At 37.7% G+C, this 26,587-nt stretch carries 25 protein-coding genes; 12 read left to right on the top strand and 13 right to left on the bottom strand.

The window, feature by feature from the left end:
• Positions 1 to 94: 94 nt before the first annotated feature.
• The 6 genes from MM214_RS05895 to MM214_RS05870 form a co-directional block, all read right to left on the bottom strand.
• On the bottom strand, positions 95 to 3,334 hold the full coding sequence (locus MM214_RS05895) for a S41 family peptidase (protein ID WP_241293099.1): 3,240 nt from the start codon (positions 3,332 to 3,334) through the stop codon (positions 95 to 97).
• Positions 3,335 to 3,691: 357 nt separating this feature from the next.
• Positions 3,692 to 4,861 carry an ATP-binding protein gene (locus MM214_RS05890; RefSeq protein ID WP_241293097.1) on the bottom strand — a complete coding sequence of 390 codons (1,170 nt, stop codon included), beginning with the start codon at positions 4,859 to 4,861 and terminating at the stop codon, positions 3,692 to 3,694.
• A gap of 243 nt (positions 4,862 to 5,104) precedes the next feature.
• Positions 5,105 to 6,235 (bottom strand): DUF4221 family protein, encoded by a 1,131-nt coding sequence (locus MM214_RS05885; protein ID WP_241293095.1) that lies wholly within the window; start codon positions 6,233 to 6,235, stop codon positions 5,105 to 5,107.
• Between the two features lie 7 nt (positions 6,236 to 6,242).
• A complete protein-coding gene (locus MM214_RS05880; RefSeq protein ID WP_241293094.1) occupies positions 6,243 to 7,379 on the bottom strand; it encodes a DUF4221 family protein in 1,137 nt (378 codons plus the stop codon).
• A gap of 22 nt (positions 7,380 to 7,401) precedes the next feature.
• Positions 7,402 to 8,532 (bottom strand): DUF4221 family protein, encoded by a 1,131-nt coding sequence (locus MM214_RS05875; RefSeq protein ID WP_241293092.1) that lies wholly within the window; start codon positions 8,530 to 8,532, stop codon positions 7,402 to 7,404.
• Between the two features lie 359 nt (positions 8,533 to 8,891).
• Positions 8,892 to 10,220, bottom strand: coding sequence for an NAD(P)/FAD-dependent oxidoreductase (locus MM214_RS05870; RefSeq protein ID WP_241293090.1), 1,329 nt, complete (start codon positions 10,218 to 10,220; stop codon positions 8,892 to 8,894).
• A 154-nt stretch (positions 10,221 to 10,374) separates the two neighbouring features.
• On the opposite strand from MM214_RS05870, the gene MM214_RS05865 reads away from it, so the two are divergent.
• The 4 genes from MM214_RS05865 to MM214_RS05850 all read left to right on the top strand — a co-directional run bounded on the left by MM214_RS05865 (position 10,375) and on the right by MM214_RS05850 (position 12,467).
• Positions 10,375 to 11,082 (top strand): YebC/PmpR family DNA-binding transcriptional regulator, encoded by a 708-nt coding sequence (locus MM214_RS05865; RefSeq protein ID WP_241293088.1) that lies wholly within the window; start codon positions 10,375 to 10,377, stop codon positions 11,080 to 11,082.
• A gap of 164 nt (positions 11,083 to 11,246) precedes the next feature.
• Positions 11,247 to 11,825, top strand: a complete 579-nt coding sequence (gene yjjX / locus MM214_RS05860) for an inosine/xanthosine triphosphatase (protein WP_241293086.1) — start codon at positions 11,247 to 11,249, stop codon at positions 11,823 to 11,825.
• An 89-nt stretch (positions 11,826 to 11,914) separates the two neighbouring features.
• Positions 11,915 to 12,229, top strand: a complete 315-nt coding sequence (locus MM214_RS05855; RefSeq protein ID WP_241293084.1) for a thioredoxin family protein — start codon at positions 11,915 to 11,917, stop codon at positions 12,227 to 12,229.
• Positions 12,210 to 12,467, top strand: a complete 258-nt coding sequence (locus MM214_RS05850; protein ID WP_241293082.1) for a DUF6952 family protein — start codon at positions 12,210 to 12,212, stop codon at positions 12,465 to 12,467. Before MM214_RS05855 ends, MM214_RS05850 begins: the two co-directional genes overlap by 20 nt.
• 69 nt (positions 12,468 to 12,536) lie before the next feature.
• On the opposite strand, the gene MM214_RS05845 is transcribed toward MM214_RS05850, so the two are convergent.
• Complete coding sequence (locus tag MM214_RS05845; protein ID WP_241293080.1) at positions 12,537 to 13,523, bottom strand: NTPase; 987 nt, start codon at positions 13,521 to 13,523, stop codon at positions 12,537 to 12,539.
• Between the two features lie 110 nt (positions 13,524 to 13,633).
• On the opposite strand from MM214_RS05845, the gene MM214_RS05840 reads away from it, so the two are divergent.
• The gene (locus MM214_RS05840; protein ID WP_241293078.1) at positions 13,634 to 14,551 is read left to right on the top strand and encodes a M28 family peptidase; all 918 of its coding nucleotides are present in this window, start codon (positions 13,634 to 13,636) and stop codon (positions 14,549 to 14,551) included.
• Between the two features lie 43 nt (positions 14,552 to 14,594).
• Here MM214_RS05840 and MM214_RS05835 read toward each other — a convergent pair whose 3' ends face one another.
• From MM214_RS05835 to tpiA, 3 genes are all read right to left on the bottom strand, one after another.
• Positions 14,595 to 14,789 (bottom strand): hypothetical protein, encoded by a 195-nt coding sequence (locus tag MM214_RS05835; RefSeq protein WP_241293076.1) that lies wholly within the window; start codon positions 14,787 to 14,789, stop codon positions 14,595 to 14,597.
• Positions 14,786 to 15,616 carry a 50S ribosomal protein L11 methyltransferase gene (gene prmA / locus MM214_RS05830; protein WP_241293074.1) on the bottom strand — a complete coding sequence of 277 codons (831 nt, stop codon included), beginning with the start codon at positions 15,614 to 15,616 and terminating at the stop codon, positions 14,786 to 14,788. The genes MM214_RS05835 and prmA overlap by 4 nt, the downstream gene beginning before the upstream one ends.
• A gap of 122 nt (positions 15,617 to 15,738) precedes the next feature.
• Positions 15,739 to 16,500 (bottom strand): triose-phosphate isomerase, encoded by a 762-nt coding sequence (gene tpiA / locus MM214_RS05825; protein WP_241293072.1) that lies wholly within the window; start codon positions 16,498 to 16,500, stop codon positions 15,739 to 15,741.
• Between the two features lie 72 nt (positions 16,501 to 16,572).
• Between tpiA and MM214_RS05820 the strand changes: the two genes are divergently transcribed.
• The 7 genes from MM214_RS05820 to MM214_RS05790 all read left to right on the top strand — a co-directional run bounded on the left by MM214_RS05820 (position 16,573) and on the right by MM214_RS05790 (position 24,021).
• A complete protein-coding gene (locus MM214_RS05820) occupies positions 16,573 to 17,103 on the top strand; it encodes a regulatory protein RecX (RefSeq protein WP_241293070.1) in 531 nt (176 codons plus the stop codon).
• A gap of 335 nt (positions 17,104 to 17,438) precedes the next feature.
• Positions 17,439 to 17,768 carry a SelT/SelW/SelH family protein gene (locus MM214_RS05815; RefSeq protein ID WP_241293068.1) on the top strand — a complete coding sequence of 110 codons (330 nt, stop codon included), beginning with the start codon at positions 17,439 to 17,441 and terminating at the stop codon, positions 17,766 to 17,768.
• Positions 17,769 to 17,773: 5 nt separating this feature from the next.
• Complete coding sequence (locus MM214_RS05810; RefSeq protein ID WP_241293066.1) at positions 17,774 to 18,070, top strand: n-acetylglutamate synthase; 297 nt, start codon at positions 17,774 to 17,776, stop codon at positions 18,068 to 18,070.
• Between the two features lie 292 nt (positions 18,071 to 18,362).
• The gene (locus MM214_RS05805; protein ID WP_241293064.1) at positions 18,363 to 18,563 is read left to right on the top strand and encodes a helix-turn-helix domain-containing protein; all 201 of its coding nucleotides are present in this window, start codon (positions 18,363 to 18,365) and stop codon (positions 18,561 to 18,563) included.
• A gap of 1 nt (position 18,564) precedes the next feature.
• Entirely contained in the window at positions 18,565 to 20,265 is a 1,701-nt protein-coding gene (locus MM214_RS05800) for a site-specific DNA-methyltransferase (protein ID WP_241293063.1), read from the top strand.
• 67 nt (positions 20,266 to 20,332) lie between these two features.
• The gene (gene rhuM, locus MM214_RS05795; RefSeq protein ID WP_241293061.1) at positions 20,333 to 21,322 is read left to right on the top strand and encodes a virulence RhuM family protein; all 990 of its coding nucleotides are present in this window, start codon (positions 20,333 to 20,335) and stop codon (positions 21,320 to 21,322) included.
• Positions 21,323 to 21,384: 62 nt separating this feature from the next.
• Positions 21,385 to 24,021 (top strand): DEAD/DEAH box helicase, encoded by a 2,637-nt coding sequence (locus MM214_RS05790; RefSeq protein WP_241293059.1) that lies wholly within the window; start codon positions 21,385 to 21,387, stop codon positions 24,019 to 24,021.
• Between the two features lie 12 nt (positions 24,022 to 24,033).
• On the opposite strand, the gene MM214_RS05785 is transcribed toward MM214_RS05790, so the two are convergent.
• From MM214_RS05785 to MM214_RS05775, 3 genes are all read right to left on the bottom strand, one after another.
• Positions 24,034 to 24,399: a hypothetical protein gene (locus MM214_RS05785; protein ID WP_241293058.1), complete on the bottom strand. Its 366-nt coding sequence runs from the start codon at positions 24,397 to 24,399 to the stop codon at positions 24,034 to 24,036.
• A 30-nt stretch (positions 24,400 to 24,429) separates the two neighbouring features.
• The gene (gene fucP / locus MM214_RS05780; RefSeq protein ID WP_241293056.1) at positions 24,430 to 25,668 is read right to left on the bottom strand and encodes an L-fucose:H+ symporter permease; all 1,239 of its coding nucleotides are present in this window, start codon (positions 25,666 to 25,668) and stop codon (positions 24,430 to 24,432) included.
• Positions 25,669 to 25,803: 135 nt separating this feature from the next.
• Complete coding sequence (locus MM214_RS05775) at positions 25,804 to 26,586, bottom strand: L-fucose dehydrogenase (RefSeq protein WP_241293054.1); 783 nt, start codon at positions 26,584 to 26,586, stop codon at positions 25,804 to 25,806.
• Position 26,587 lies beyond the last annotated feature (1 nt).

The following is a 26,587-nucleotide window of genomic DNA, read 5'->3' as shown; positions in this document are numbered from 1 at the left end:
CAAATATACCTTGTGATAAATAAAGACCAACACTTTGGACAAACCTGGCAAGTCTTCTCAGTTTAACAGAACGTCAATAATATATGATCTCAGACTATCGCTTTTCGTAAGCTGGCCTATTTGGTCTTTTGTAAGCTTCAGGACTGTTAAGAAGTCTCAAGACTTCTTTGATTGCCGCTTCAAGTTGCGCATCTTTACCCTTGGCCAAGCTTCCAAAATCTTCTACTACTTCGATATCTGGGTCTACACCGTGACCTTCTTTGAACCACTCGCCATTTGGATCATACATCCTGAAAGTCGGGACTGTTACAGAGCCGCCATCTATGAGTTCGGGTGCACCTGAGATTCCAATCAGACCTCCCCAGGTTCTGGTTCCGATGAGTGGTCCTAGGTTTCTTTTTCTGAAATAATCTGGAAAAGCATCCCCACCTGAACCAGAGAAGCCGTTGATGAGCATTACTTTTGGCCCAAAGTTTCCTGAAGGTGGCCAATCCCAGTCTTCCCCATCTCTTACTGCCCAGTGCGCTAATGGTCCTCTGTCAAGCAGTTCGATAAATCTATCTGGTATCTGTCCTCCGTTGTTGAATCGCTCATCGATGATAAATCCTTCTTTGTTCATCTGTCCGTAGAACTGACGGAAGAGTTCATTCTGTCCATCTACTCCCGTACTTGGGACAAATATGTAGCCGATTTTACCATCAGTTGCTTCTTCTACGCGCTCCCTGAATCCATTGATCCATGCTAGATTTCTCAATCTTGCTTCTGAGGGAAGTGACTTGACCAAGACCTTTCTAGCACCAGATACATTTGGATTACTATTTACAGTTAGTTGGACTATCTTATTTGCGAGACCTTGAAGCGCAGCATAGATGGAGTTTTCATTGCCTAAAGCTTGACCATTGATTTCAAGTATGTAGTCACCTTCTTTGATATCTACACCAGGTTTTTGTAATGGAGACCTCACTTCAAGATCCCACGGCGCACCTTTAATGATTTTTTTGATTCTGTAGGCACCATTTTCGAAAGAAAAATCAGCTCCAAGGTAACCCACACTGATGCTACTGGCACTTTCCATACTTCCACCACTTACGTAAGTGTGAGAAGCATTGAGTTCAGCGATCAAGTTTCCAATGATATTGTTAACATCTCTTCGAGAAGTAGCTTGCTCTACTAATGCTCCATACTTGGTTTTCATACTATCCCAATCTACACCATGCAAGGTAGAATCATAGAAATAGTCTCTTTCGAGCCTCCATACTTCATGGAAAATTTGTTTCCATTCTTCTGCCGGAACTACAGCTATCTTCATGTCCTTGGTAGGTACAGCGTCTTCAATGTTTTTTCCAGGAGCAGGGTCTATCACTCCCCATTGGCCTCGTGAGCTTACGAGGAGTTTGTTACCATTGGCGGATAGTTGGTAGCTACCTACACGTTCCATGATTGTCTTGGATTCTTCCTCTTCAAAATCATAGAACTCCAGCTTTGAGGTAGTTCCAGATGCACTTCCTGAATTTGGGTACCTTAAGTATATCAGCTTGTCTTTGGTGGTTGCCAATGATACAATATTACCTACTTCAATGTCTAGCATCTCAAGCCTCTCTTCAAATCCTTCAACTTCAAAAGTTACTTTATCAACTTTGCTTTCGTCCTTCTTATCATCTTCTTTTTTCTTATCATCATCACCATTTTTTTTCACTTCTTGGGTATCATTTTTCAATGTGAGCAGTGAAGGAACTGATTTCGCAACAGTACCCACAGCTACTCCAGTGGTATTTGGATAGATGAAAGTGTTGTCTATGTCAGAATACAGAGGGTCAAAATTTCTGTTCGTAGTGAAGAAGAGGTACTTACCGTCTCTACTGAATACTGGTGAATTGTCTGCATAGAAGCCAGAAGTAATCTGACTGACCTTATTACTGGCTAGCTCGTATAGGTAAATTTCTGAAGTTGCTCTATTTTGTTTAGACATGCTGTAGACAACATATCTACTGTCTGGAGACCAGTTTACTTCAAACCCTTGTAGGTTTCCTTCAAACATGTATTTGCCTTTGTCAATGACTTTCGCAGCACCACTGTTGATATCAATCATCATGATCTCCATGGCCTGATTGATCGTAACGATCTTTTTACTGTCCGGTGACCAGTAGATATTGTAGTAAAATCCTTTTTTGAAGGAGGTAAGCTCATTGGTAGATTTCTTTTCTAAATCTTTGACATGTAGCTGGTACTCCCCTGAAGCATCTGACCAATATGCCAATAGTCTACCATCTGGAGACCAAGAAGGATATCTTTCTGCAACGCCACTTGTAGTGGTCTCATTGGTGATAAATCCTTCACTTGCAGGTAAGTTGAAAACATCACCACGCGCTGATACCAATACTCGCTTACCATCAGGAGAAATGCTTGCAGATTGCATATAGTCAGAGGCATCTGTAAGGATGGGCATGAGTGCTTTTTGATCAGAGATAACTTTGACTGGGATCTCTTTGCTACTTGAAGAGGCAATATTGTAAAGGTAAAGTTTGCCGCCTGCCTCAAATACGATTTCTTTGGTGCTGTTAGAAGGGAAAGTGATGTCAAAGTCCTCAAATGAAGTCAATTGACTATGATTTTTGCCTTTGATATCATATTTCCAAAGGTTGTTTCTTCCTTCTGGCCCATTGTCTGACATGTAGAAGATGGCATCACCGATCCACATAGGAAGTTCATCGTTGGCATCATTTGAGGTAATGTTTTCTGTTTGAAAGTTTTCCAAGTTGAACACTGTGATATCAGGAGCCGTCCCACCTCTGTATCTTTTCCAATTTCTATTTACCCTACTTCTATCTGTGTAGGCGATAGATTTGCCATCAGGAGAAAATGATCCAAATTCTCCATAGGGTACTGCGAGCTTGGAAGGATGCCCTCCTGTCACTGGTACGGTGTAGAACTGTGAAAACCTCTCTTTGCCACTTTCACGACCTGAGGAAAAAAGGACAGACTTGCCATCAGGTGTCCACCCTAGGACAAGGTCAGACATCCCATGATAGGTCAAGCGTTTTGGAATTCCGCCAGTGGAAGGTATGAGGTAAATATCATTGTTGCCATTGTAGTTAGCGGTAAAGGCTATTTGACTTCCATCTGGAGAGAACTTGGGATACATTTCTGGGCCTTCTGGGGAAGTAAGACGGTGTGCAGTACCGCCTTCTTTAGCGACCAACCAAATATCATCTCCATAGCAGAATACAATATGGGTGTCTGAAACATCTGGATGTCGCATCAGGCTAGCATCCAATTGGGCCAATGCCGAAGCAATTGGGGATAGTGATAGAATCAATAATAACAGTCTTTTCATTAATATTTGGGTTAAATGTAATCCACGCTACGGAACTGGAATATGTAGCAATGGACTGAACCTTTGATAAATTTTATCTCAAATTACAGAATTTGATCGAAAGCAAGTGGTCAGCATTGAGATATTGAGATTCGGAAGCTATTGAAAATTTAGTGCCATCAATACAGTGAATTTGGTAACAGTTTGAATTTAAGAATGTTGTATTTAAATATCCAGATATCTGCTTTTAAATAGGTTTGCAACTGTCCCCTCTTCGGACAGTGAGCCGCACAATAGACATAAATGTTCGGTATAGCTTTATGAGCTATCTATCAAGTTTTATCCTTACAAATCCCAATTCATCGTCAATATTTTCAATTAATAATTCATGCCAAAAGACCAAAGTGGGATTACATTGAGGTAACCAAATTCGATATCATCTTTTACCACAAATGATTTACCGTCTTTCTTGATTTGTTTTTGCTGTTTGTTGCTCCCACCAACTTCAAATGTATAATCATCTATTACAAAATCTGCTGATTTTGAAGATGTTGCTTCATTGTTCACTCGCATTTGATTGTAAAAGAAAGTTTCCCTTATATTTCCTATATTTGATTTATTACCAACCAAATTAAACAGGATATTTACATTGTCTAAGTAAACTTTGTCGACCTTTCCTAGTCCTCTAATTCCACCCGTTTCTTCTCGTAATTGTCCAATAAGGCCTGCATGCTCCATATATAGAAAATAATCGTCCAAAGAATTTCGACTTACGTTAATCATTGCAGCAATTTTGGACATATTGGGTTTAAATGGTACGCTTTCAGCAATAATTGAAAGCAATCTTTTTAGTTTTCTACTGGTTCCAACATTTAAGTTAGCGTATTGGGGGATGTCAGTTTCTAACGTTTGTACAATTATTAGTCCTAAACGCAGATCCATCTCATTTTCAACACCAAATGGATAATATCCACGTTTCAAATAGTCTTTAAATAGTGGAATGGGATGTTTAATCTTGTCGAGTTTAACCTCATTATTAATAATCTGTTGTAAAGAATAGGCTTTAAAGTCGTAGTTATGAAAGAAATTTAAGTATTCCCGGAATGAAAGGCCTTGTAATTTATAGATTATTGCACGACGGCTTAAATCGGAAGAACCCTTAAGTATATCTAGTACTGAAGAGCCTGTGAATACAATTTTTAGTGAAGGAAATGAATCATAAATATTTTTTAATTCTCGCGACCAATTGGCGTATTTATGAATCTCATCAATGAACAAATATTCTCCTGCATTTTTATAAAACTCGTCTGCTAACTCAATTAGTTTATTCTCACTGAAATACATATCGTCTGCTGAGACATACAATGCATTTTTACTGTTTAGGTTTAGCTTTATATGTTGTAGAATCAAAGTGGTTTTGCCTACACCACGAGGACCTATAATGCCAATCATGCGACTATCCCAAGAGACTCTATCATATAAATATCGTTTGAAATCCGTTGTTGTATTCTGCAAGAGGATTTCAAATTTCTGGTATAATATTTCCATTTTAGTAGTATGCTATTTTTACAAATATAAAAAACGCACAACAAAATGAGCAATTTTTTAATAAAATGCTCAATGTAAAGTGCAAATATTGTTCTATAGACTAGCTTTCACAATTGGGTATGAAATAGGGATTAACTTCAATCTTCCGACATAAAATTGATTCGATATGAACGAACTTAGCTTGCAACTGTCCCCTCATCGGACAGCAAGCCGTACAATCGTATGGTTATACTTTATAAGTCGTCAATCAATTTTTATCCTTACAAATCCCAATTCATCGTCAATGTTTTCATAAAGCCAAATGGTATTGTTTAAAAAGAAATATCTGGATGGTTCCTTAGTGTAATGCTCTAATTTTGTTTCATTGATGATTTTTAGATTTTTATCCAAGAGGGTTAAAAAAACTTCTGATCTTAAGAAATTTGGATCTCCATATTCATCTAGCTCTTCGCCATACTTGTTTATGTAGGACAATCGAGCAAACTGTTGTGAAACCGGATCCCATTTTGGAGTCATAAAGTTTATGGATTCAAAAAACTTTCTTCTAAAGACCATACCTTTTTCTAAATCCACTTTTGAGGGCATTTCAGTTTCATTTTTATTATCTGTAAGCTTGCTATCCCAAGGAATCAAATACAAAGAATCTAAAGGTATATCATAAACATAAGCCTCATTGAAAGCATCATTGGTCATAATAATTCTTCCAGCATTGAATATTGGAAAAGGAACAACACTAAATGCACCACCAGAGGTAAATTCCATGTTGAATTCATCAAGCTTTTCTGTCTCAGGTAATGGAATTTTATGATAAGTTTCTTTTTCCAAATCAAATTTCATGAGGAAAAATTCATTTGGCTCACTTTTGATAAAAAAGCCATAAATCTGTGAAGGATCATTAGGGTGTTCGACCAATCCCATAGGAAAGGATGATGCACCTTGGATTTCTTGTGGTCCAAATTTATCTAGGTTTAGGTCCTTCACTTTTTTACCCGACTCGTCAAAAACTGCGAAGAGACCATAGGACCAGATCATAATTTGCTCTTCAGATGTCAAGGAGTAGCCACCGATATAGGACCCCATCCCATTAGGCCCTTCTCTCTCAAACTGAAGTGTTTTTTCTAGGGTCAATGACTCTAAATTGATTTTATCAAATTTGGATGAATTAAAAACATAATTGAAGAGAAATTTTCCATCATTTGAAAGCTCGGGATAGCTGAGCCCATATCGTAAATCAATTTGTCCTTCTCCTGGATCAACCACCACCGTATCCATAGTGAGGTTAAACTCAAAACTCTCCGAAGATTCGTTTTTCTCAGTAGAGCAAGCTGTCACTATGATCAGTCCTGAAATCAATCCAATTATAATTTTTTTCATCTTTACATTAGTTAATGGTCATCCTCATATACCCCAACTCGTCATTCACATTGAGAAAACAATAAATTAATCCGTCTTTGACAAATTGAGCTGTGGGTACAGTTTTAAACAAATCCGATACTTCCTTTTCCCCAATGACCTCAAAAGCCTCGTTTAATATGTTAAAAAAGACTCTTCCTTTTAAGCTTTCTTCGGCTACTTGGGGCAAATTATATGATGAAAATCTGTAATATACTTTGTTTTTATCATCCCTTAAGAGCTTTGAAAAGGTCATTTCTAAGAAGTATTTTTGAATTTCTTCTTGCATAGACTCATCGGAAGTAACATCATTTTTGAAATTTCCAATTTTCTCGTTTGGTGTAAGTGTACTGGTGATTGTCTTGAAGTTTAGTGAATCGGTCATGGGATCGTAGACATAAATGCTATTGAAGGCATCTGACCAAAAAATAACTTTATGGTGACTTTTTTCAAACTCAAGGCTCGGTGAAATTGTAAGCATTGAAGTGCTTCCATTTCTTTCTATTTTATGTGTGATCCGGAGGTTTTCCCTTTTGTCATACGCTGACAGCTCAAGTAATTGTGTAGTTTTATTCTTCAAATCTACTTTCACTATATTGGAATTCAATCTTGAAAAAGTTTTGATGCTACAGAACATCAAATCCCCATCTTCAGAAAAACCAAGTATCGCCAATGACTCATTATCATCTAATCCATCCTTTATCCAATCATCATTTAAATTGATCCTCTCTTGGACATTTCCTTCCAAATCGACTAATGTTACTTGTTCCCAGTCGATCAAAGCAAGTGAGTGGTCGCCTAAAATGAACCCTTGATTGGCATTTTGACCTACTCCATTGGGCCCTTCTTTTTCGAATTCCCTCTTTTCAATGAGTTCAAGCTTATCCAAATCTATGATTTCCAAACTGGCAGTTCTACCATGCCAGAAGTAAAGTTTATTTTGATCAGAATTTTGGGGAAAATTTGGAAAACTGGTCACCGCCATCGTGATTTTATCTTTGGAGTCAATGACTACAGTGTCCATAGTTATCTGAATTTCGTCGTAAGTATTGCCGTAGATTCCAGATTTCTTCTCTTTGCAAGAAATCAAAAATATAAAAGCGATCACAATTAGTAGGTTTTTCATCAACTGCTTAGCTATTTAATAATCAATTGATTTTAACCCTCACAAAGCCCAATTCATCATCTACATTCAAGTAATTGTAAATCAGCCCATCTTTGACAAACAGTGCTTGAGGTCTGGATTTGAAATGTTCGCTGATATCCTTTTCTCCCACTACTTCGAAGCTTTGATCAAGGATACTCAAAAAGACATTGTATTTGGCCTCCTCGTCATCACTGAGTTTAGGCTTAGTATAGTGAGAGAAGCGGTAGAATACTTTATTTTTATCATCCCAAAGAGGTAGAGAAAAGGAAATTTCCTGATTGATTTTGTTCATTTCTTCTTGAAATGATTCTGGGCTATGGACTTCTTTAGGGTAAGTGCCCATTTTCTCATTTGGAGTGAGTTTATAAGTGATCATTTCAAAGGTGACAGAGTCTGTAGCATGATCGTAGACATACATATTGCTAAATGCGTCCGAAGTAAAAATGATCTTACCATTGTTTTTCAAGGTAGATATCCAAGGTGCATACATAGACATTCCACCACCATCGTATTTGAAAGTTACTCTGAAATTCTCTCGCTTATCAAATTCGGGCAATTCAAAAATCTTGGTGGTATTATTCTCTAAATCAACTTCTACGATATTGGAATTAATCTTAGAGAAATTTGTGATGGCACAATACATAAATTTACCGTCAGATGAAAAAACCAATGGAGTCAAAGACTCTGACTCATCTAACTTTTCCTTAATCCAATCGTCTTCAAGCTTGATCCTTTTTTTGACTTTTCCATCAAAGTCAATGATTTTTACCTCGTTCCATTCACCTACTGCAAATATTTCATCATTTATATATTTGGAGCTATAAGCATATTGACCTACTCCATTTGGCCCTTCTTTTTCAAATCCCTTCTTTTCTACTAGTTCCATGAGATCAAGGTCTATGATCTCCATACTTGCTGAGCTTCCATCCCAATAGAAAAGCTTATCTAAATCATCGCTGTAAGAATATCCATAGGAGCTTGTTGCTGCCATAAGGATTTGATCTTTGGAATCTACAATGACGGTGTCCATGCTGATAGTGATATCATCAAAGCTTGAAGAATGAAGGGCATCACCAGATTTCCCACAGGAAACAACTAGAATGGATAGGATAATGAGATAAAGGTTTTTCATGGTGTTTGATTGTGTGATTTATTGAAGTAAAAGTTTTTAGCATCTCCCACATATCACGACAATCAAAATCTTTCATGGCCAAAAACTAAAATGATTGTTAATATAAGGCATGAATTCATGAGATCATACATAATTTAAAGTAAATTAACATTTTAGCAAAAAATTAACATGCTGATCTTAGATGATTTAGCAATCATTCTAGTTTATTCTAATAGGTTTGATAGTAGACCTTTTTCTATTTTCCAAAGACAATGCATGAGGTGTGGAAGTTGACTTCAAAGCATTTTGCCTTGAAGTCATTATTTTTTTGGGTAAAAATACCCGCAAATAAAGAAAAAGTAAACGTAAGAGAATTGGGATTAAGACTCCACTAACTCTTCTTTCTCTTCCTTATTTGGCATTTTTGGTCTAATCAAAAGTCTCAGGCTTGGGTCAAATGCCAGGTAGTTCCATGCCCAGTTTATGAAAATGAAGAGCTTATTTTTCACGCCTAGGATAGCCATAAGGTGTACAAAAAGCCATGTTAGCCAAGCGAGAAGACCTTGGAATTTCACAAAAGGCAAATCTACGACTGCAAGCTTTCTACCAATGGTAGCCATCGATCCAAGGTCTTTGTATTGGAAAGGTTTCCAATTTTTCCCATTTGGGTTATTGATGAGGTTGTTGGCGAGATTATTACCTTGTTGAAGCGCAACTTGAGCAATTTGGGGATGACCATTGGGATACTCATCGGTGATCATCAGAGCCATATCGCCCAAAACAAATATATTCTCAGAACAAGTCAATTTGTTGTAATGGTCTACTACCAATCTCCCGTTAGGAAGAACTTGGTCTTCTATCAAGCCTTTGATTCTATTTGCTTTGACTCCTGCGGCCCAAAGCAAAGTTTTAGTCTTTATACTTTCTTTTCCTTTGAGATAGACCAATTCTCCATCATAGTCGGATACTTGGGTGTCGAGCATTACATCTACACCTAGATTTTCAAGATAAGATTTGGCCTTCTCTTTGGCGATATCTGACATACTAGCCAGTAAATTTGGCCCTGCTTCGATCAAGACCACTTTCATATTTTTGAAACTTAGCTCAGGATAATCTTTAGGGAAGACATTATTTCTCAACTCAGCAACAGCACCTGCCAGCTCCACCCCAGTAGGTCCACCACCTACAATGACGATGTTCATGATAGGTTTTCGTTCGTTTACGTCTGCTACATTGATGGCTGTCTCATAGTTTGCAATTATTTTATTTCTAATGTACAGGGCTTCAGAGACAGACTTCATTGGGCTACTTTTAGCCTCCACATTTTTTAATCCAAAAAAATTGGTGTCAGTTCCGAGAGCCAATACCAAATAATCATAATCTACATAGCCCACATTAGTATACAGTCTATTATTCTCTTGGTCAATTTGTTTGGCTTCGGCCATTCTAAAAGTTACATTTTTAGAATGGTGAAAGACTTTTCTCAATGGAAAAGAAATGGCACTAGGCTCAAGTCCAGAAGTTGCAACTTGATAAAACAGAGGTTGGAATTGGTGGTAGTTATTTTTGTCCAAAAGTAAAACCTGGAATGGTTTACCCATAAGTTTTCGAGCCATTTTCAGACCTGCAAATCCAGCACCTATGATGACGACCTTTGGTAAGTCAGACTTTGGAAGATTTGGCAGCGGAGAATTTTTATAAAAATCCATGATAGGTATGTTAAGAACTAAATATCAGTACGAATTTATTTAAAAAAGGTCGTAAAAAATTGATTTTTATTAAATACTTGCACCAAACAAGGAGGCTTAAAAGAAGTTCAATAAAAAAGTTTTGTTATTTTTACATCGTAAAAATTGTTTAAATATGGGAAGAGCTTTCGAGTTTAGAAAAGAAAGAAAATTCAAACGCTGGAGTAAAATGTCCAAGGTGTTCACGCGTCTTGGAAAAGAAATAGTAATGGCGGTGAAGTCAGGAGGTCCGGATCCCGCAAATAACACTAAGCTTAGAACGGTCATTCAAAATGCCAAAGGGGCAGCGATGCCAAAGGATAGGATAGAAGCAGCTATCAAAAGGGCATCAAATAAAGATGAAAAGGACTATGAAGAAGTATTGTATGAAGGCTATGGACCACATGGTGTAGCAGTGATCATAGAAACATCTACAGATAATACCAACAGAACAGTTGCTAACGTGAGGAGCTATTTTTCTAAGTCAAATGGCTCATTGAGCACTTCTGGTTCTGTAAGTTTTATGTTCAATAAAAAAGCTGTATTTAGATTTGCCCAAGGTGAGCATGACATTGAGGAGTTGGAGTTGGAATTGATTGACTATGGATTGGACGAAGTGGCGGAGAACGAAGGAGAGATCTTTGTATACACTGCTTTTGAAGACTTTGGGAATATGCAAAAAGCTCTTGAAGAACGAAGTATTGAAATCATCAATGCAGATTTTCAATGGTTTCCTACTACTACGGTAGAGCTGAACGAAGAGCAAGAAGAAGAGATTAACAAATTGATTGAAAAGTTGGAAGATGACGATGATGTAAATCAAGTTTTCACCAATATGGCATAAAAGTATACCTGCTAGTTGACTCTGGCAGGTTTTTTTACTTGAAAAGTATACGTCAAAGCTTGATTCAATATTTGAAAATAAGATGCCACTTTAAAGTATTTGGCTTAAAATTTTCCTGTAAACTGAATTAGATGACGTGGTATTTTTCTTATAAACTAAGTATCATGGCATTTCCGAAAAGAAAAAACATTAAAGAAGAGCAAAGACAATTGCTCGTAATAGTAGGGAGTAAAAACCCTGTAAAGATCAGTGGTACTGATTTGGCGTTTCACCAAGCTTTTGAAAAAGATGCTTTTTTAGTCGAAGGATTAAATGTGAGCTCAGAAGTAGGAGACCAGCCTATAGGAAGTGAGCAGACATACTTGGGCGCTTTCAATAGGGCAAAAAATTCCAAGTTGGTCTTTCCAGAGGCTGACTATTGGGTGGGCATAGAAGGAGGGGTAGAGGAAGATGCTGCGGGAGAGATGTCAGCTTTTGCGTGGGTCGTGGTCATAGACAGAGAAGACAAAGTTGGTAAAGCTAGAACGGCATCATTTTATCTTCCAAAGGTGATCGTTGACTTGATCAAAGGAGGTATGGAGCTAGGAGATGCTGATGACCAGGTTTTCAATAGAGAAAATTCAAAACAAGGCAATGGTGCTGTGGGAATTTTGACTAATGGAGCTGTAAATCGTAAAGAATATTATTCCCAAGCTTTGGTCTTGGCCCTGATTCCATTTATCAATAAATCTATCTATATCTAGATTCTCAATTGACCATTGATATTATCGATTAGCATTACGAACAATTAGGGTGTAAATTTGTATTTCTTTAAGAAGATAAAAAATAAGCTATGCTACAAGAATTAGAAACGGATACGCTAGAAGAGATCGTTAATCAAAATGAAAAAGTTGTCGTGCAATATGGTGCCACTTGGTGTGGCAACTGTAGAATCATGAAGCCTAAAATGAAAAGATTAGCAGGTTCATATGAAGGGATTACATTCTTATATGTGGATGCTGAAAAACTTCCCGAATCTCGAAAGTTGGCTTCGGTAACAAACTTGCCTACTTTTGCTTCATTCAAAGGAGGTAAATTAGTCAATCAAGTACAGACAAATAAAGAAGAAGGACTAAAAACATTGATAGATGAGATTGCCGATAATTAAACATGTACTCGGTTTCATTGAGGCCAATGATGAAGACTGGGTTAAGGAAACTATAGAGCTACTAGAGAATATGACGGAAATAGCTTCATTGAAAGATGAAGAGATAGAAGTCATGGGTGAGCTACTTTCCAATTTATATGGTACTCTTGAAGTCAATCAGATGATCAAAGATGGAATGGAAAAAAAAGAGGCAATGAATACTTTTATGAAACGCGTCACAGGTTCCATTGATAGATAAAAAGCGAAAAGTTGTTTTTAATCACCCAGATTTAACACAAAATCGCTAAATAAGGACTCTTCGGAGTCCTTATTGTATTTTGAGATTTTCTAAAAATTGACTAAGAGACTTTTGCCAATTCGGATCAGCATCCCAAACTGGACCAATGTACAATTCATTTCGAACTAGGAATTTGATATAATACTTGACCACAATTCGAGTGGATGCAGCTGGGTCTGTCACTTCAAGCCCCATACTTTCCATTAGGTCAGCCTCTCTACCCTCTACTCTCATTAGAATGAATTGGATTCGATCCCGGATCAGCTCAGCTTCTGTTCTGGCCTCGGTCAAATATGCCACTTGAAATGGGTAATTTGCATTCAAGATACTCTCCATCCCTCTTTTTTCAGCCATCTGTTCTGAAGCAATTGTTTCGGCAGTTTTGCCTAAAAGATCATACCTATACATCGTCAGGAAGCCTGACTCACCCACACTTCCCGAAAGGGGGACACCTAATTTGAACACATCTAAATTAAGAGGGTTGCGGGCAAGAAACCGGGATTGCGAGCTCGAAGATGAGCCTTCTGGTGTCAGGTATTCAGGTACATCAACCACAAGCATGTTTTTTGAGCGTATAATTTTACCCACCTCTTCCAAACGCTGTGACATACTTGGAATTTCAGCAACTTGAAGAGAAAAATCACTGGAATTTGAAATGATTGCTTTATTATTTGTAAATGGAGTGATCGTCAAAGCAATTTCAGCATTTGTTTTTCTCGTTAGAATGATGATGCATTTGACTTGTCTCTTGATAAAGGATTGAGCATATGTAGCTTGGATTTCCTCTGATAATGCTACATCTTCTAGCTCATAATATGCCACGGGATCACCACCTGCTGCGACAAGTGCTGGATGTATTTCCTCAGCTATCGCTTTCCAATCCATGGAAGGCCTAGCTTGAGGTGCAGCAGAAATCATTACCACAGCTTTTCCATCCAAAAAATAGTCAGGTAGGCTTTGACTACGCGTGGCCATGGATATAAAAAAAAGCAACAGCATTGCTGAGATATACTTCATATTGTTGATATTGCCAAAGTTCTGATTACATCACGAATATAGTGAACGTGACCAGTCGAAAATAATTATTCAATTGATTTACAAATATATCAACCCAAATGAAATTCTCAATGCATAAAAGATTAGCTTTTTGTTTCATAGTGCTGGTTTGCTGGTCTTTTAGTTTTGCTGCGCAAGCGCAGCAGGTAGATCATGACCAATTGATAGCTGATATCAAATACTTGGCTTCTGAAGAACTCGAAGGTAGAAAACCTCTCAGCGAAGGTAGTTTGAAAGCAAGAAAGTATATCAAAGAAAGATTTCAATCACTTGGTCTAACTAGTCAATATACCGACTATACGCAGTATTTTGATTTTACAAACAGAAGGGATGGGAGGACTTATCAAAAAGCTGCTAACATAGTGGGCTTCATTCCTGGTACTGAGACCGAAAAGATCATCGTGATCATGGGACATTATGATCACCTAGGTCAAAGAGGAGAAGAAATGATTCTTGGTGCAGATGACAATGCATCAGGAACGGCCGCAATGATGGCTTTGGCTGGATATTTTGCAAAAAATAAGCCTAAGCATTCTATGATGTTTGTAGCACTTGATGCTGAAGAAATGGGGATGCAAGGTGCAAGAGCTTTGGTGGCTGATTTCCCTTTCCCTCTTGAGCAAGTGAGGGTAAATATCAATATGGATATGGTCAGTAGAAATGATGATAATGAGCTTTACGCTGTAGGTACGCACCATTATCCATTTTTAAAACCAAGTCTTGAAAGAGTTGCTGAAGGTAGATTATTCCCTAAACTCATGTTTGGTCATGATGTACCAGGGTCAGGTAGTCAGGATTGGACAAATGCATCTGATCATGCACAGTTCCATCAGAAGGGGGTTCCATTCATCTATTTCGGTGTAGAGGATCATCCAGATTACCATACAGCTAGAGATATTTTTGAAAATATTCAGCCTGAGTTTTTCAAAGCTGCCGTTGATTTGATTTTGGCTTCTTTGATTGCTTTTGATAGTGATTTGTTGGATTGAGGAAAATAGCAAACCTTCAAAAAGAGAGGAAGTATAGTTCTGTCTATACTTCCTTTTTATTTGCTTTATACTGATACCAAAACAAGGCAGGAAAAATCAAAGCTTTTAGCTTCCAATCGTTTTTCTCAGAGATCGAAAGGCTGCTATCTTCGTGAACTGTACGGTACATTTTTCCCGCAAACAAGCAGTGGCCAATTAGTAACAAAAAAATGATGGCGTAAATAACTAATTCTGTCATATTTTCTCGAAAATTAATGCCGCCCAATTGTCTTTATCTTTTTGATCGATCATCTTGAATCCAACAGAAACAGCTTTCTGTTCGATATCTGCAATATCATGAGTATAGAATCCGCTTAAAAGTAGGTTGCCGTTAGTTTTGACTAATGTTGCATATATGCCTAGTTCATCGAGAAGCACATTTTTATTGATATTCGCCAAGACGATATCGAATGTACCTTGAGGAGCAACTTCTCTGACTGTACCCAATCCCATTCGCACATCATACATTCCATTGAGGTCAAAGTTCTCATTGCCATTTTCTACACACCAATCATCAATATCAAATGCTTCTACCTGCGATGCACCCAGCTTGTGTGCCATGATGGCCAAGATGCCAGTGCCTGCGCCAATGTCGATTACCCTTTTTCCTTTATGATCCACTCGGAGCTGGTGAGATAGCATCAGAAAAGTCGTCGCATGGTGCCCTGTACCAAAAGACATTTTTGGGTTGATCAAGATCTCATGCTTGATTTCAGGCTTCGGAGCATGAAATGAAGCCCTTACATACACAGCATCACCTACCAGAATAGGGTCGTAATGTTTTTCCCATTCTTCATTCCAATTGACCTTCTCCATCACACCTTCCTCTACCTCTATAGATGCAACATCTTGATACTTGGCTATGACTGCATCATATGCTTCTTTGTCAAAAGTAGACTCTTCAATATAGGCATCGATACCCCTTTCTGTTTCCAAAAAGGAGTCAAACCCTACTTCTGATAGCTCTGCAATGAGGATCTCACGAAAATCTTCTTTGCAATTAATCTTAAACTCTAAATACTGCATAAATTGGTGTTGGAATGGGGACAAAAGACCTGCCAGGTTTGAACTTGACAAACAGCTATTCTTTATCGATTACTAGATAAATCAATGTAGAATAAAAACCTAGCAGGTCTAAATTTTGGCAATTAGAATGACTTGATGATATCTACAAAGTCACGTGACTTCAATGAAGCCCCACCGATCAAACCTCCATCTACATCTGCTTTGGAGAATATATCTTTGGCATTGCCTGGGTTACAGCTTCCTCCGTAAAGGATTGAGGTATTGTCAGCTGCTTCTTGACCATATTTGCTTGCCAAGTGGTCTCTCAATGCCTTGTGCATTTCTTGTGCTTGGTCTGAAGAGGCAGTCTTTCCAGTTCCGATAGCCCAGATTGGTTCATAGGCAATCACGATTTTTGCAAAATCCTCATCACTCAAGCCAAAAAGACTTTCAGTCAATTGGTTTTTTACATAATCCTCATGCGTACCAGCTTCCCTGATTTCCAAAGGCTCTCCACAGCAAAATATAGGAGTAAGGCCATTTTCTAGGGCTTGTTTTACTTTGGCAGTAAGTAGCTCATTGCTTTCATTGAAGTATTCTCTCCTTTCGCTGTGACCAATGATCACATAAGTTGCTCCAAAAGATTTGAGCATAGGTGCTGAAGTCTCTCCAGTGAAAGCTCCAGAAGCTTTGTCAGAGCAGTTTTGACCACCTAAAAATAGGTTTGGGGTATCACCTACAAGTTTTTTGACAGGGAAAAGGTGTACAAATGGAGGGTTCAATACAACGGTTACATCCTTGATGTTTTCATCTTTGTACATATTTACAATCTCAGTAGTTAGTTTTTGACCTTCATCAAAAGTGAGATTCATTTTCCAGTTTCCTGCTACGATTTTCTTACGCATGGTATTAATGGTTTGGTTAATAGATTTGAAAAAAATAACATAAGCCGTTACTTTGCCACAAAATTACACAAAATGTCCTACCCACGAAACGAATATGGAAATGAACAGCCTAAAAAGTACTGGAGCCTTCAGGAGGCAAAGGTAAAGATAGCTGCTTATTGTGCCTATCAGGATCGCTGTCAAAGGGAGGTCAGAACCAAGCTCCACGAAAAAGGAATCTATGGAGAGCAGGCGGAGGAGTTGATTTCAGAGATGATCAGTGAGAATTTTCTGAACGAAGAGCGCTTTGCACAATCTTTTGTCAGAGGTAGATTTCGCTTGAAAAAATGGGGTAGAAATAAAATTTTGCAGGAGTTGAAAATCAAGGGGGTAAGTCCCAACTGCATCAAATCAGGGATGAAAGAAATAGATCCCGAGGAATATTTCCAAATCCTCTGTCAAGTCGCAGAGAAAAAATGGACAATGACCAAAGAAACGGATTCCTTCAAAAGGAAATATAAAGTCCAGCAGTATTTGATGTCAAGGGGGTTTGAAATGGATTTGATATTGGAGGTGATGGAGGGGGGTGATTTTCTGCAAAATCTTTTTAAGGATTCTAACTAATTGGTCTTTTGAAACCTAATGAGATGTTGTGGTTAATCCTACGCTAAGGCTTACACGGCAGGAAATAAGAACTATTAGATTTGCGAATTTGTATTTCTATTTTTTGATTAATTTGCTTGAAATTTATTCTACCTAAATTATAACTATAAAACTGTTTACTTTTTCATTCTTTAATTTTGTAAATGATGAGCAATCATATTGTTAATAAAGATTTTCTTTAGTTCATCAATAAATTTGAAGAAAAATTTCTAGGTCTTGAATATGAAACAAATTAGTGCCGAAACCCCTTAAAGAAAGTTCTAATAAATTGATGTATCTAATCTTAAATTAAATCTATGCAATCCGAAAAGCCTACTCAACTTCTAGGAAGTTTTCCTGACGAGAACTTCAACCAAATCGAAATTCATTATTGCACACAATGCAGGTGGATGCTAAGAAGTGTATGGATGTCGCAGGAGTTGTTGACCACATTTGACGGAGACATCTCCGCTATGACGCTACGGCCAGGTACAGGAGGGGTTTTTGAAATCTATGTCAATGATACTTGTATATGGTCTAGAAAGAAAATGGGAGGATTTCCAGAAGTCACAGAATTGAAACAGCTTGTTCGTGATATTATAGCTCCCAATAAGAGCCTTGGTCATGCCGAGAAAAAAAACAAATAGATTTTATGATCAATTACCATAACAAGAAATTCAAAGCAATCAGCAATTCTTCAAATGGGGAAGTCTCTTCCGAAGTGGTGTTCCATTACATCCAAGTTGGGAATATCCTTACTTGTGAATACGCTGGTGGTAAGATAGTCAAAGGCCATTTGATCGGCTTGGTAGATGACAAGGGGAACATAGACATGAGATACCATCAAGTCAATGATAGTGGTAACATCATGACGGGTACATGTAAGTCAACACCAGAGATACTTCCAAATGGAAAGATTCGCCTACATGAAAGTTGTGCGTCAGTGTAAAAAGCCAATGCTCGGTCAAGCACATTTGGTTTTTGCCGACATCCCGATAGCTATCGGGACCAACGCTAAAAAACCAAAAGAGCTTGCGTCTTCCCAAAGCACCTGAACAGAATATTTACATTATATACACAGTTTTTTGAGATATTTAAAATAAACTGACTAAATTTGCAGCTGACAAAATAACGTCTGAAATAAGCGAAAGCGAAATCTGAAAGATTCACGAACACCAATAAAAATTGTAGTGCCGTGAGTAATCAATGAGACCTTTGAAAATAGACAAGACCGAATAACAATGAACAGAATTAAGGAAGTGTTGGAACAGAAAGGAATTAAGCAGACTTGGTTGGCTGAAAAACTTGGGAAAAGTTACAATATGGTAAACGCTTATGCTCAAAACCGACAACAACCACGCTTGGAAACATTGATGGAAATAGCGGAGATTTTGGACATTGACGTGAAAGAATTGATAATATCAAACAAAGAAAAGAATTAGTATGCCAACACTCAATTGGATAGGAAAAGATAAAGTGGTGAGCCACCACCAAGATGTACCGTACCGAGTATTGGAACACAAATACGGATTTACAGCAGAAAATGGAGAACAAACAGAATCGACCTATAGCGGAAACAAAATCATACATGGCGACAACCTTGAAGCCTTAAAAAGTTTATTACCCGAATATGAAGGAAAAATAAAGTGCATCTACATTGACCCACCATACAACACAGGAAACGAAAGTTGGGTATATAACGACAATGTAAACCACCCCAAAATAAAAAAATGGTTGGGCGAAGTAGTGGGTAAAGATGGCGAAGACCTTACCCGACACGACAAATGGTTGTGTATGATGTATCCTCGTTTAAAATTATTGCATAAACTCTTGGCAGATGATGGAGTAATTTTTATATCTATTGATGATATAGAATATCAAAATTTGAAACATATTCTAGATGAAATTTTTGGAGCAAAAAATTTCATCACAACATTTACTTGGCGGACAGATGGTAATTTTGATAATCAGGCAAAAATTAAAATTAATCACGAATATATAATTTGCTATTCAAAAAATGCATCGACCTTTTCATTTCCGGAAGTTGTTGATCCTAATGTTGATGAAAATAGTAAAATATTTAAAGATGATATTGTAAATACGATAGTGAAAAATGGAAGTAAGAATCCTATAAGTAAAATCACGCTTCCGATTGGATTTCCAGCCAAATTCGAAAAAGGAATAATTAAAAAAAGAAACGATGTTTTTCCATTTTTTAATCAAGACGCAATTGTGGAAAATTATAAACTTGTAGTTCCAGTAGAAGTGGAAAGTGGTTGGAGTTCAAAAAGAATTTTTGAATTGTTTATTGAGAATGGCTTGTCCTCAGTTTTAGACACAAAAGGCCAGATCACAGATTTTTATCTCACTGAAAATGGAGCTATAGAAAATATTAAAAGAAGAGGAATTCAAAGTCATGTTATTAGTTCTCTAATGAATATGGGAAATACTCAAAATATGAGTAATGAGTTGAAGTTAATGGGCTTAAATTTTGATTTTCCCAAACCAATATCTTTAATAAAGTATTTTTTATCAATAATAAATGATAAAACCTGTATAATACTCGACTCCTTTGCTGGTTCAGGCACTACGGCACACGCAGTTTTAAACTTGAACAAACAAGACGGTGGCAATCGTAAATTCATTTTGGTAGAAATGGAAGATTATGCTAATGATATTACAGCAGAAAGAGTAAAGCGTGTAAGCAAAGGATTTGGCACAGGTGCAAAAGCAGTAGCAGGTACTGGCGGAGCATTTGATTTTTACGAACTTGGCTTGCCACTCTTTGACGAAAACCAAAACCTAAACGAGCAAGTTGGCTTAGCGAAAATCAGGGAATACATTTGGTTTTCAGAAACCCGCTCTTCGATTTATGATTTTGGATTTCAGATTGATGATTCTACCAATCCGCAATCCAAATCCATCAATTATCAATATGAACTGGGTGTAAAGGACGGAACAGTGTATTATTTTATCTATGAGAAAGACCGCCTAACCACTTTGGATTTTGACGCATTAGAACTCATCAAAACCAAAGGTGAGCAATATGTAATCTATGCCGACAATTGTTTGTTGCCAAAGGATTTTATGGCAAAGAAGAACATCATTTTCAAAAAAATACCAAGAGACATTACACGGTTTTAATGATGAATTATGAATGCTTAATTGAGCTATTTCCATTTTGGAAACAACTGAAAAAGGAATAAAAAATATGAGTGAATTAACACCAAAGCAGAACAACTTTATTTTATACACGACACCAGAAGGTGAGGTAAAATTGAATGTGTTGTTGGAAAACGAAACCATTTGGCTTACCCAAGAGCAAATGAGTCAGCTTTTTGACCGTGAAAGAAGTGTGATTACCAAACACATAGGAAATGTTTTCAGCGAAGGTGAATTGGAAGAAAAAAGCAATGTGCAAATTTTGCACATTAGTGGTTCAGACAAGCCCGTGAAGTTCTATAATCTTGATGTAATCATATCTGTTGGCTACCGTGTAAAATCACAGAGAGGCACACAATTTAGAATTTGGGCTACCAAAACCCTGAAAGAATATATTATCAAAGGTTTTGTGTTAGACGACAACCGATTGAAACAAGGTGAAGCAGTCTTTGGCAAAGATTATTTCAAAGAGTTATTGGAGCGTGTTCGTTCCATCAGAGCCAATGAACGCAGAATTTATCAGCAAATCACAGACATTTTTGCAGAATGCAGCATTGATTACGACCCAAAAGCTGAAATTACCAAGAATTTTTATGCCATGGTGCAAAACAAATTTCATTTTGCCATTACAGGACAAACAGCGGCTGAAATTATTTATAAATATGCTAATGCAAAAAAAGAAAATATGGGTTTGACCACTTGGAAAAACGCACCTGAAGGCAGAATCTTAAAATCTGATACTACTATAGCCAAGAACTACCTACAAGAAAAAGAGATCAAACAATTGGAACGCACAGTAACAGGCTATTTTGATTATATCGAAAACCTGATTGAGCGAGAAAACACATTTACAATGGAAAGTTTGGCAAACAGTGTAGATAAGTTTTTGAACTTCAACGAATTCAAAATTTTAGAAGGTAAAGGAACTAAGTCTCACGGGCAAGCTATTTCCAAAGCAGGCAAAGAATACGAGCAGTTTAATAAGACACAAAAAATCATTTCTGACTTTGATAAACAAATTAAGAAATTGAAAGACTAACCACAAAGAACGCAAAGAAAACCTCAGCGTCCTCTGCGCCTCTGCGGTGAAAAAAAAGAAATATGGAACTGAAATCATACCAGCGAAAAGTTATTGAGAATCTTGAAGAATACTTAGAGTATGTTCAAGAACATAAAAGTTTAGCCAAAGCTTTCAATCAATATTGGGAAGACAAAATTGGCCCCTACAATCCCTTGGATGGTACAGGAATGGAATCTTATAAAAACAACATTCCTAATGGAGCCCACGTTTGTGTAAAAGTACCAACGGCAGGTGGAAAAACTTTTATTGCAGTTAATGCTTTGCATACCATTTTTTCAGCTTATGATACTGCAAAACCCAAGGCCGTAATTTGGTTAGTGCCTTGGAGTAATTTATTACAACAAACGGTAAATAACCTTTCCAATCCTGAACATCCATATCGCCAAAAACTCAATTCGCTTTTTAACAACCGAGTAGAGATTTACCAAAAATCTGATTTATTACAAGGTTCAAATTTCAACCCCACAGTGGTAAAAGACCAGTTGAGCGTTTTTGTTATGAGCTTTGCAAGTTTGAGAGCCAACAAAAAAGAAGATAGAAAAGTATATCAAGAAAATGGTCAGCTAGAATCTTTTGTTTCGCAATACAAAAACAGCGAACATATTTTGAGTGGTGTGGACGATACGGCACTAATCAATGTGTTGCGTTACCTCAATCCTGTTTTGGTGGTAGATGAAAGTCACAACGCAGAAAGTGATTTGAGTGTAGATATGCTTAAAAACTTAAATCCTTCTTTCATTCTTGACTTAACCGCAACACCAAAAGATAATAGCAATATTGTAAGTCTTGTACCCGCCATAGAGCTGAAAAAAGAACACATGGTGAAACTTCCTGTAATCGTGTATAACAACCACGACAAAACGGAAGTCATCAACAACGCTTTGCATTTGCAACGCAAATTAGAAAACTTGGCTAAAAAGCAAGAAGCCGAAGGCGGTAGATACATTAGACCGATTGTGTTGTTTCAAGCACAACCAAAAACCAAAGACGACAACACCACATTTGAAAAACTGAAAGAACAATTATTAGGTTTAGGCATTCCAGAAAGTCATATCAAAATCAAAACAGCCAGTATTGATGAATTGAAGGGGATAGACTTGATGAGCAAAGAATGCGAAGTTCGTTACATCATTACCATTAACGCATTAAAAGAAGGTTGGGATTGTCCATTTGCTTACATTTTGGCATCACTGGCCGACAAATCAAGTTCGGTGGATGTGGAGCAAATTTTGGGTCGTGTTTTACGTCAGCCTTATGTTCAGAAACACAAATCATTTCAATTAAATCTTTCTTATGTACTTACCGCATCTGCCAAATTCAACGAAACCTTACAAAGCATTGTAAAAGGACTGCAAGAATCAGGTTTTAGTGAAAAAGATTATCGCAAAGTCGATAAAATGACAGAAGAAGAAAAGAAAACAGTTAAAACTGACCCCGTTGAATCTTTCCTTTTCCCAGAGCAACAAACCAAGCAGACGGAAGAAATTATTGACAAAAGCAGAGTTACGTTTAACCCCAATGCAAACGAGGAAGAAACAGAGACAACCTCGGCAATTACAGAAATTGAAACCATTGCAGAAGAACAAAACCGACAATTAGAAGCGCAAATAAAGGAACAGGAAAAACAACCTGTTGATGAAAATATATTCCAAGAAATGGGTACTAAGGTAAAACGTTTTAAAGTCAAAGAATCCAACAAAGATTTCATTAACAAAATTGAGTTTCCGCAGTTCTTTATCAAAGTAACCGCAAGCGACATTTTTGGAACAGATGAAGAGCTACTTAATCGTGAATCCTTGCTCAAGGATTTTAAACTGTCAGACGAAAACATCAAAATAGACTTTGACCAAATTTCATCCGACTTATATAAAATTGACTTAGAAGAATCTAAAAAGAACGAGTACCGTCCATCTTTTACCAAGATTGAAGATAGTATGGTAAAAGACCCAATTGCAGAATACATTTTAGCTAAACCAAAAGACAACCAAATAACAGACATCACACACCAGATGATGCAGATTATTGGAAATATGTACCCAATTCCTGACCAAGAAATCAAGATTTACATTGGTCGTATTTTGAACGGTATGAACACCGAACAACTTCGTGATATATTGGTAAGAAAATGGAGTTACACAGACAAGATAAAAAGTAAAATTCGTCAATTAGCGGACTCTTATGCCGAAGGACGTTTTATGGACTTGTTGAAATCTAAAAAAATCAACACCAAAGCAAATTGGAAATTGGGTAATGAAATTGTGCCGGGAAATACCGGTTCATCTATTGGAAATTCACTTTACGAAAGAGAAGGCTCAATGAATAATTTTGAAGAACGTGTTGCCATGGAAATTGGAACTTCTTCAAATGTTGCCTTTTGGCATAGGAACTTAGAACGTGGCAAAGGTTTTTACATCAACGGATTTAAAGCCAACCACTACCCTGACTTCATTATGCAGACCAAATCGGGCAAAACCATTTTAATAGAAACCAAAGGCGACCATTTAGACGGTTCAGACAGTGAAGCAAAATGCCGACTTGGAAACGAATGGGAAAGGCAAGCTGGACAAGACTTTGCTTATTTTATGGTATTTGACAAAAAAGAAATTAAAGGAGCTTATACGTTGGACAAAGCAAAGGAATTGATAAGTAATATGTAAAGCCCACGCTATTTACTCACGAGCTTTTAATTTGATTGGAGTTCGTGATTGCAAAGCAATTGTAAGCACATTTAAAAGCCGCACCAGCCAACGCTCGACCAAAGCTTTTAAAAGAGCTTCCAAAGCCAACGCAAGACAGAAACGACATTGAAAAACGAGATGAAAAACGAACACCGAACGCACAATATTTAGCCCACTAGCCAAAAGCGGCGGTTCAGTGGTTAAATCAAGCTTTGTACTTCTATCACAGTTTGTGCTTGGTTGCCAGTGAAGTGCTTCGAAATCGCCACCTTCGGGTTGCTGCAAACCAATGGCACTGGACTTGCCAAGATTTTTCTGCGGGCGAATCTCTGTTAGAAGAATTCGGTTAATGGACATCGATTTTTGAGTATTTATAAATTTTGATTTTCAACTGGCTTTTGATATTCTACCAAAATAGTACACCACTGAGAAGCAGACCATGGGTATGATAAATGCCAGCTTGATGCTGCCAGTGTAATCCGACATTTGTCCTTGGAATACAGGAAGCACTGCCCCGCCAAGAATCGCCATGATCAAGCCTGCACCACCAATTTTGGTGTCTTCCCCAAGTCCTTTGAGTCCAAGCCCAAAAATTGTCGGAAACATCAAAGACATACATGCCGAAACTGATATCAAAGCTATCACACCAAAATAGCCACTGCCCACAATAGCCAAACCCAAGAGTAGCATGGCTGCAACTGACAATATTTGCAATAGCCTAGCTGGTTGGATGTAGCTCATCAGATAGGTGCATATGAATCTAGAAATCAAGAATACAACTAATGCTGCTATGTAATAAGTGGAGGCATCAGCTTCCATGATAGAAAGCTCTTCCATGACATACCTGATGGTAAAAGACCATACTCCTATCTGAGCTCCTACATAAAAGAACTGTGCTACCACAGACATCAAGTAGTTTTTATTTTGGATCAATCTAGAGAATGAAGATTTCAAGTACAACTGGTCATTGTCTTTGGCTTGTGGCATGGTAGAAAAGAAAATAATCAGCCATAACACTACCAGTACTAAGGCCACTCCTACATAAGGCCCCATGACGGCTTGTAATTCTCTACCCTGTATCTCCTGAAGCATGCCAATGTCCATACTGCCCCTCTCTTCCATAGATGCCAGATCAAGTTTAGAAAGTATGAAGTACTTACTCAAGATGACTCCCGAAATGGATCCGATTGGGTTAAAGGATTGTGCTAGGTTCAGTCTTTTGGTCGCAGTCTCGGGTGAGCCTATCTCTAGGATATAAGGGTTGGCGGCTGTCTCCAAGATCGAAAGTCCACCAGCCAAGATGAACAAAGCCAATAGAAAATGACCATAAACCATAGAATGACTTGCTGGGTAGAATAGCAATGCTCCAGCAATGAAGAGTCCTAACCCAATCAAAATACCTGTTTTGTAGCTATATTTTTTGATCAAAAATGCAGCAGGTAGGGCTAAACAAAAATAGGCACCGTAAAAGGCACTTTGCACAAAGGATGTCTGAAAATCAGTCAAACTAAGTACCCTCTTGAATGCAGCCAATAAAGTATCGGTCATGTTATTGGCCAAGCCCCACATAAAGAAGAGGCTCGTTACTAAGACAAATGCAAGCGCATTTCTGCTATTTTTAGTCATGATGGGTTTTGGGTTTGTTCATTGTCGGCTATGGACTAGATTTGAAGATATAAGCTTCATTCCAAGCTCAAGTCATTCCAAGAGTTGAAATAGCTAACCAAATCGCATTTCCATTCTTTTATAGTTCAATCTTTTTTAAGTTATTGCCCTATCCAAATGCACATAGCCTCCGTCGACATGGAGGAACTGACCTGTGGTGTGGTTGGACTTATGGGATATTAGAAATACTGCTAGGGATGCTATTTCCTCTATTTTTGTCATTCTACTTCCGAATGGAACTTTTGAAGAGATTTGTTTTTCCTTTTCTTCAGGATTGTCAAAAGTAACTTTTAGCCATTTTTTATAATAGGGAGTCATGACTTCAGCTGGTACGATTGCATTGACACGAATCCCATAAGGAGCTAACTCCAGTGCCCATTCTCGAGTAAGGGCTAGGTGAGCACCTTTTGCCGCTGCATAGCCAGAAGTGCCACCTTGTCCTGTAAGTGCTACTTTTGAGCTAATGTTCAGAATACTTCCTTGATTTTCTTTAAGATAAGGCAATGCAAAATGTACCAAATCAAAGTAGTGATTGAGATTGAGCAATAGAGACTTTCGAAATGCTTCTGGGCCCTTTTCGAGGCTTGCGCCATCATTACTCCCAGCATTATTGATGATGCCGTCGATTTTTCCATATCTGTGGATTGTGAAGTCTACTACATCTTTGCAGTAGTCAGTGCTTTGAAGGTCTCCAAGGATATAATCAGCCTTACTTCCTTGATTTCTTAGTTTACTCACAAAGTCCTTTGTGGTCTCTCCTGACCATGATGCAATCACAGGTATTCCTCCTTCTTGAGCTATTGCTTCGCTGATACCACCTCCGATTCCTTCTGAGCCTCCAGTCACTATGTATACCTTGTCTTTTAGTCCTAAGTCCATG

The sequence above is a fragment of the Belliella kenyensis genome (assembly GCF_022549675.1).
GTDB lineage: Bacteria > Bacteroidota > Bacteroidia > Cytophagales > Cyclobacteriaceae > Belliella > Belliella kenyensis.
Note: the sequence above shows the minus strand (reverse complement) of the source record. Positions and strands in the feature narration are given on the sequence as shown.

What these genes read in the sequence shown, in the direction of transcription:
- MM214_RS05800 (WP_241293063.1), top strand. Translation starts at nt 18,565, where the DNA reads ATGCCAACACTCAATTGGATAGGAAAAGATAAAGTGGTGAGCCACCAC.
- MM214_RS05885 (WP_241293095.1), bottom strand. Translation starts at nt 6,235, where the DNA reads ATGAAAAAAATTATAATTGGATTGATTTCAGGACTGATCATAGTGACA.
- MM214_RS05850 (WP_241293082.1), top strand. Translation starts at nt 12,210, where the DNA reads ATGAGATTGCCGATAATTAAACATGTACTCGGTTTCATTGAGGCCAAT.
- MM214_RS05775 (WP_241293054.1), bottom strand. Translation starts at nt 26,586, where the DNA reads ATGGACTTAGGACTAAAAGACAAGGTATACATAGTGACTGGAGGCTCA.
- tpiA (WP_241293072.1), bottom strand. Translation starts at nt 16,500, where the DNA reads ATGCGTAAGAAAATCGTAGCAGGAAACTGGAAAATGAATCTCACTTTT.
- MM214_RS05895 (WP_241293099.1), bottom strand. Translation starts at nt 3,334, where the DNA reads ATGAAAAGACTGTTATTATTGATTCTATCACTATCCCCAATTGCTTCG.
- MM214_RS05785 (WP_241293058.1), bottom strand. Translation starts at nt 24,399, where the DNA reads ATGTCCATTAACCGAATTCTTCTAACAGAGATTCGCCCGCAGAAAAAT.
- MM214_RS05815 (WP_241293068.1), top strand. Translation starts at nt 17,439, where the DNA reads ATGCAATCCGAAAAGCCTACTCAACTTCTAGGAAGTTTTCCTGACGAG.
- MM214_RS05805 (WP_241293064.1), top strand. Translation starts at nt 18,363, where the DNA reads ATGAACAGAATTAAGGAAGTGTTGGAACAGAAAGGAATTAAGCAGACT.
- rhuM (WP_241293061.1), top strand. Translation starts at nt 20,333, where the DNA reads ATGAGTGAATTAACACCAAAGCAGAACAACTTTATTTTATACACGACA.
- MM214_RS05810 (WP_241293066.1), top strand. Translation starts at nt 17,774, where the DNA reads ATGATCAATTACCATAACAAGAAATTCAAAGCAATCAGCAATTCTTCA.
- MM214_RS05835 (WP_241293076.1), bottom strand. Translation starts at nt 14,789, where the DNA reads ATGACAGAATTAGTTATTTACGCCATCATTTTTTTGTTACTAATTGGC.
- MM214_RS05845 (WP_241293080.1), bottom strand. Translation starts at nt 13,523, where the DNA reads ATGAAGTATATCTCAGCAATGCTGTTGCTTTTTTTTATATCCATGGCC.
- yjjX (WP_241293086.1), top strand. Translation starts at nt 11,247, where the DNA reads ATGGCATTTCCGAAAAGAAAAAACATTAAAGAAGAGCAAAGACAATTG.
- MM214_RS05865 (WP_241293088.1), top strand. Translation starts at nt 10,375, where the DNA reads ATGGGAAGAGCTTTCGAGTTTAGAAAAGAAAGAAAATTCAAACGCTGG.
- prmA (WP_241293074.1), bottom strand. Translation starts at nt 15,616, where the DNA reads ATGCAGTATTTAGAGTTTAAGATTAATTGCAAAGAAGATTTTCGTGAG.
- MM214_RS05875 (WP_241293092.1), bottom strand. Translation starts at nt 8,532, where the DNA reads ATGAAAAACCTTTATCTCATTATCCTATCCATTCTAGTTGTTTCCTGT.
- fucP (WP_241293056.1), bottom strand. Translation starts at nt 25,668, where the DNA reads ATGACTAAAAATAGCAGAAATGCGCTTGCATTTGTCTTAGTAACGAGC.
- MM214_RS05870 (WP_241293090.1), bottom strand. Translation starts at nt 10,220, where the DNA reads ATGGATTTTTATAAAAATTCTCCGCTGCCAAATCTTCCAAAGTCTGAC.
- MM214_RS05840 (WP_241293078.1), top strand. Translation starts at nt 13,634, where the DNA reads ATGCATAAAAGATTAGCTTTTTGTTTCATAGTGCTGGTTTGCTGGTCT.
- MM214_RS05880 (WP_241293094.1), bottom strand. Translation starts at nt 7,379, where the DNA reads ATGAAAAACCTACTAATTGTGATCGCTTTTATATTTTTGATTTCTTGC.
- MM214_RS05820 (WP_241293070.1), top strand. Translation starts at nt 16,573, where the DNA reads ATGTCCTACCCACGAAACGAATATGGAAATGAACAGCCTAAAAAGTAC.
- MM214_RS05790 (WP_241293059.1), top strand. Translation starts at nt 21,385, where the DNA reads ATGGAACTGAAATCATACCAGCGAAAAGTTATTGAGAATCTTGAAGAA.
- MM214_RS05855 (WP_241293084.1), top strand. Translation starts at nt 11,915, where the DNA reads ATGCTACAAGAATTAGAAACGGATACGCTAGAAGAGATCGTTAATCAA.
- MM214_RS05890 (WP_241293097.1), bottom strand. Translation starts at nt 4,861, where the DNA reads ATGGAAATATTATACCAGAAATTTGAAATCCTCTTGCAGAATACAACA.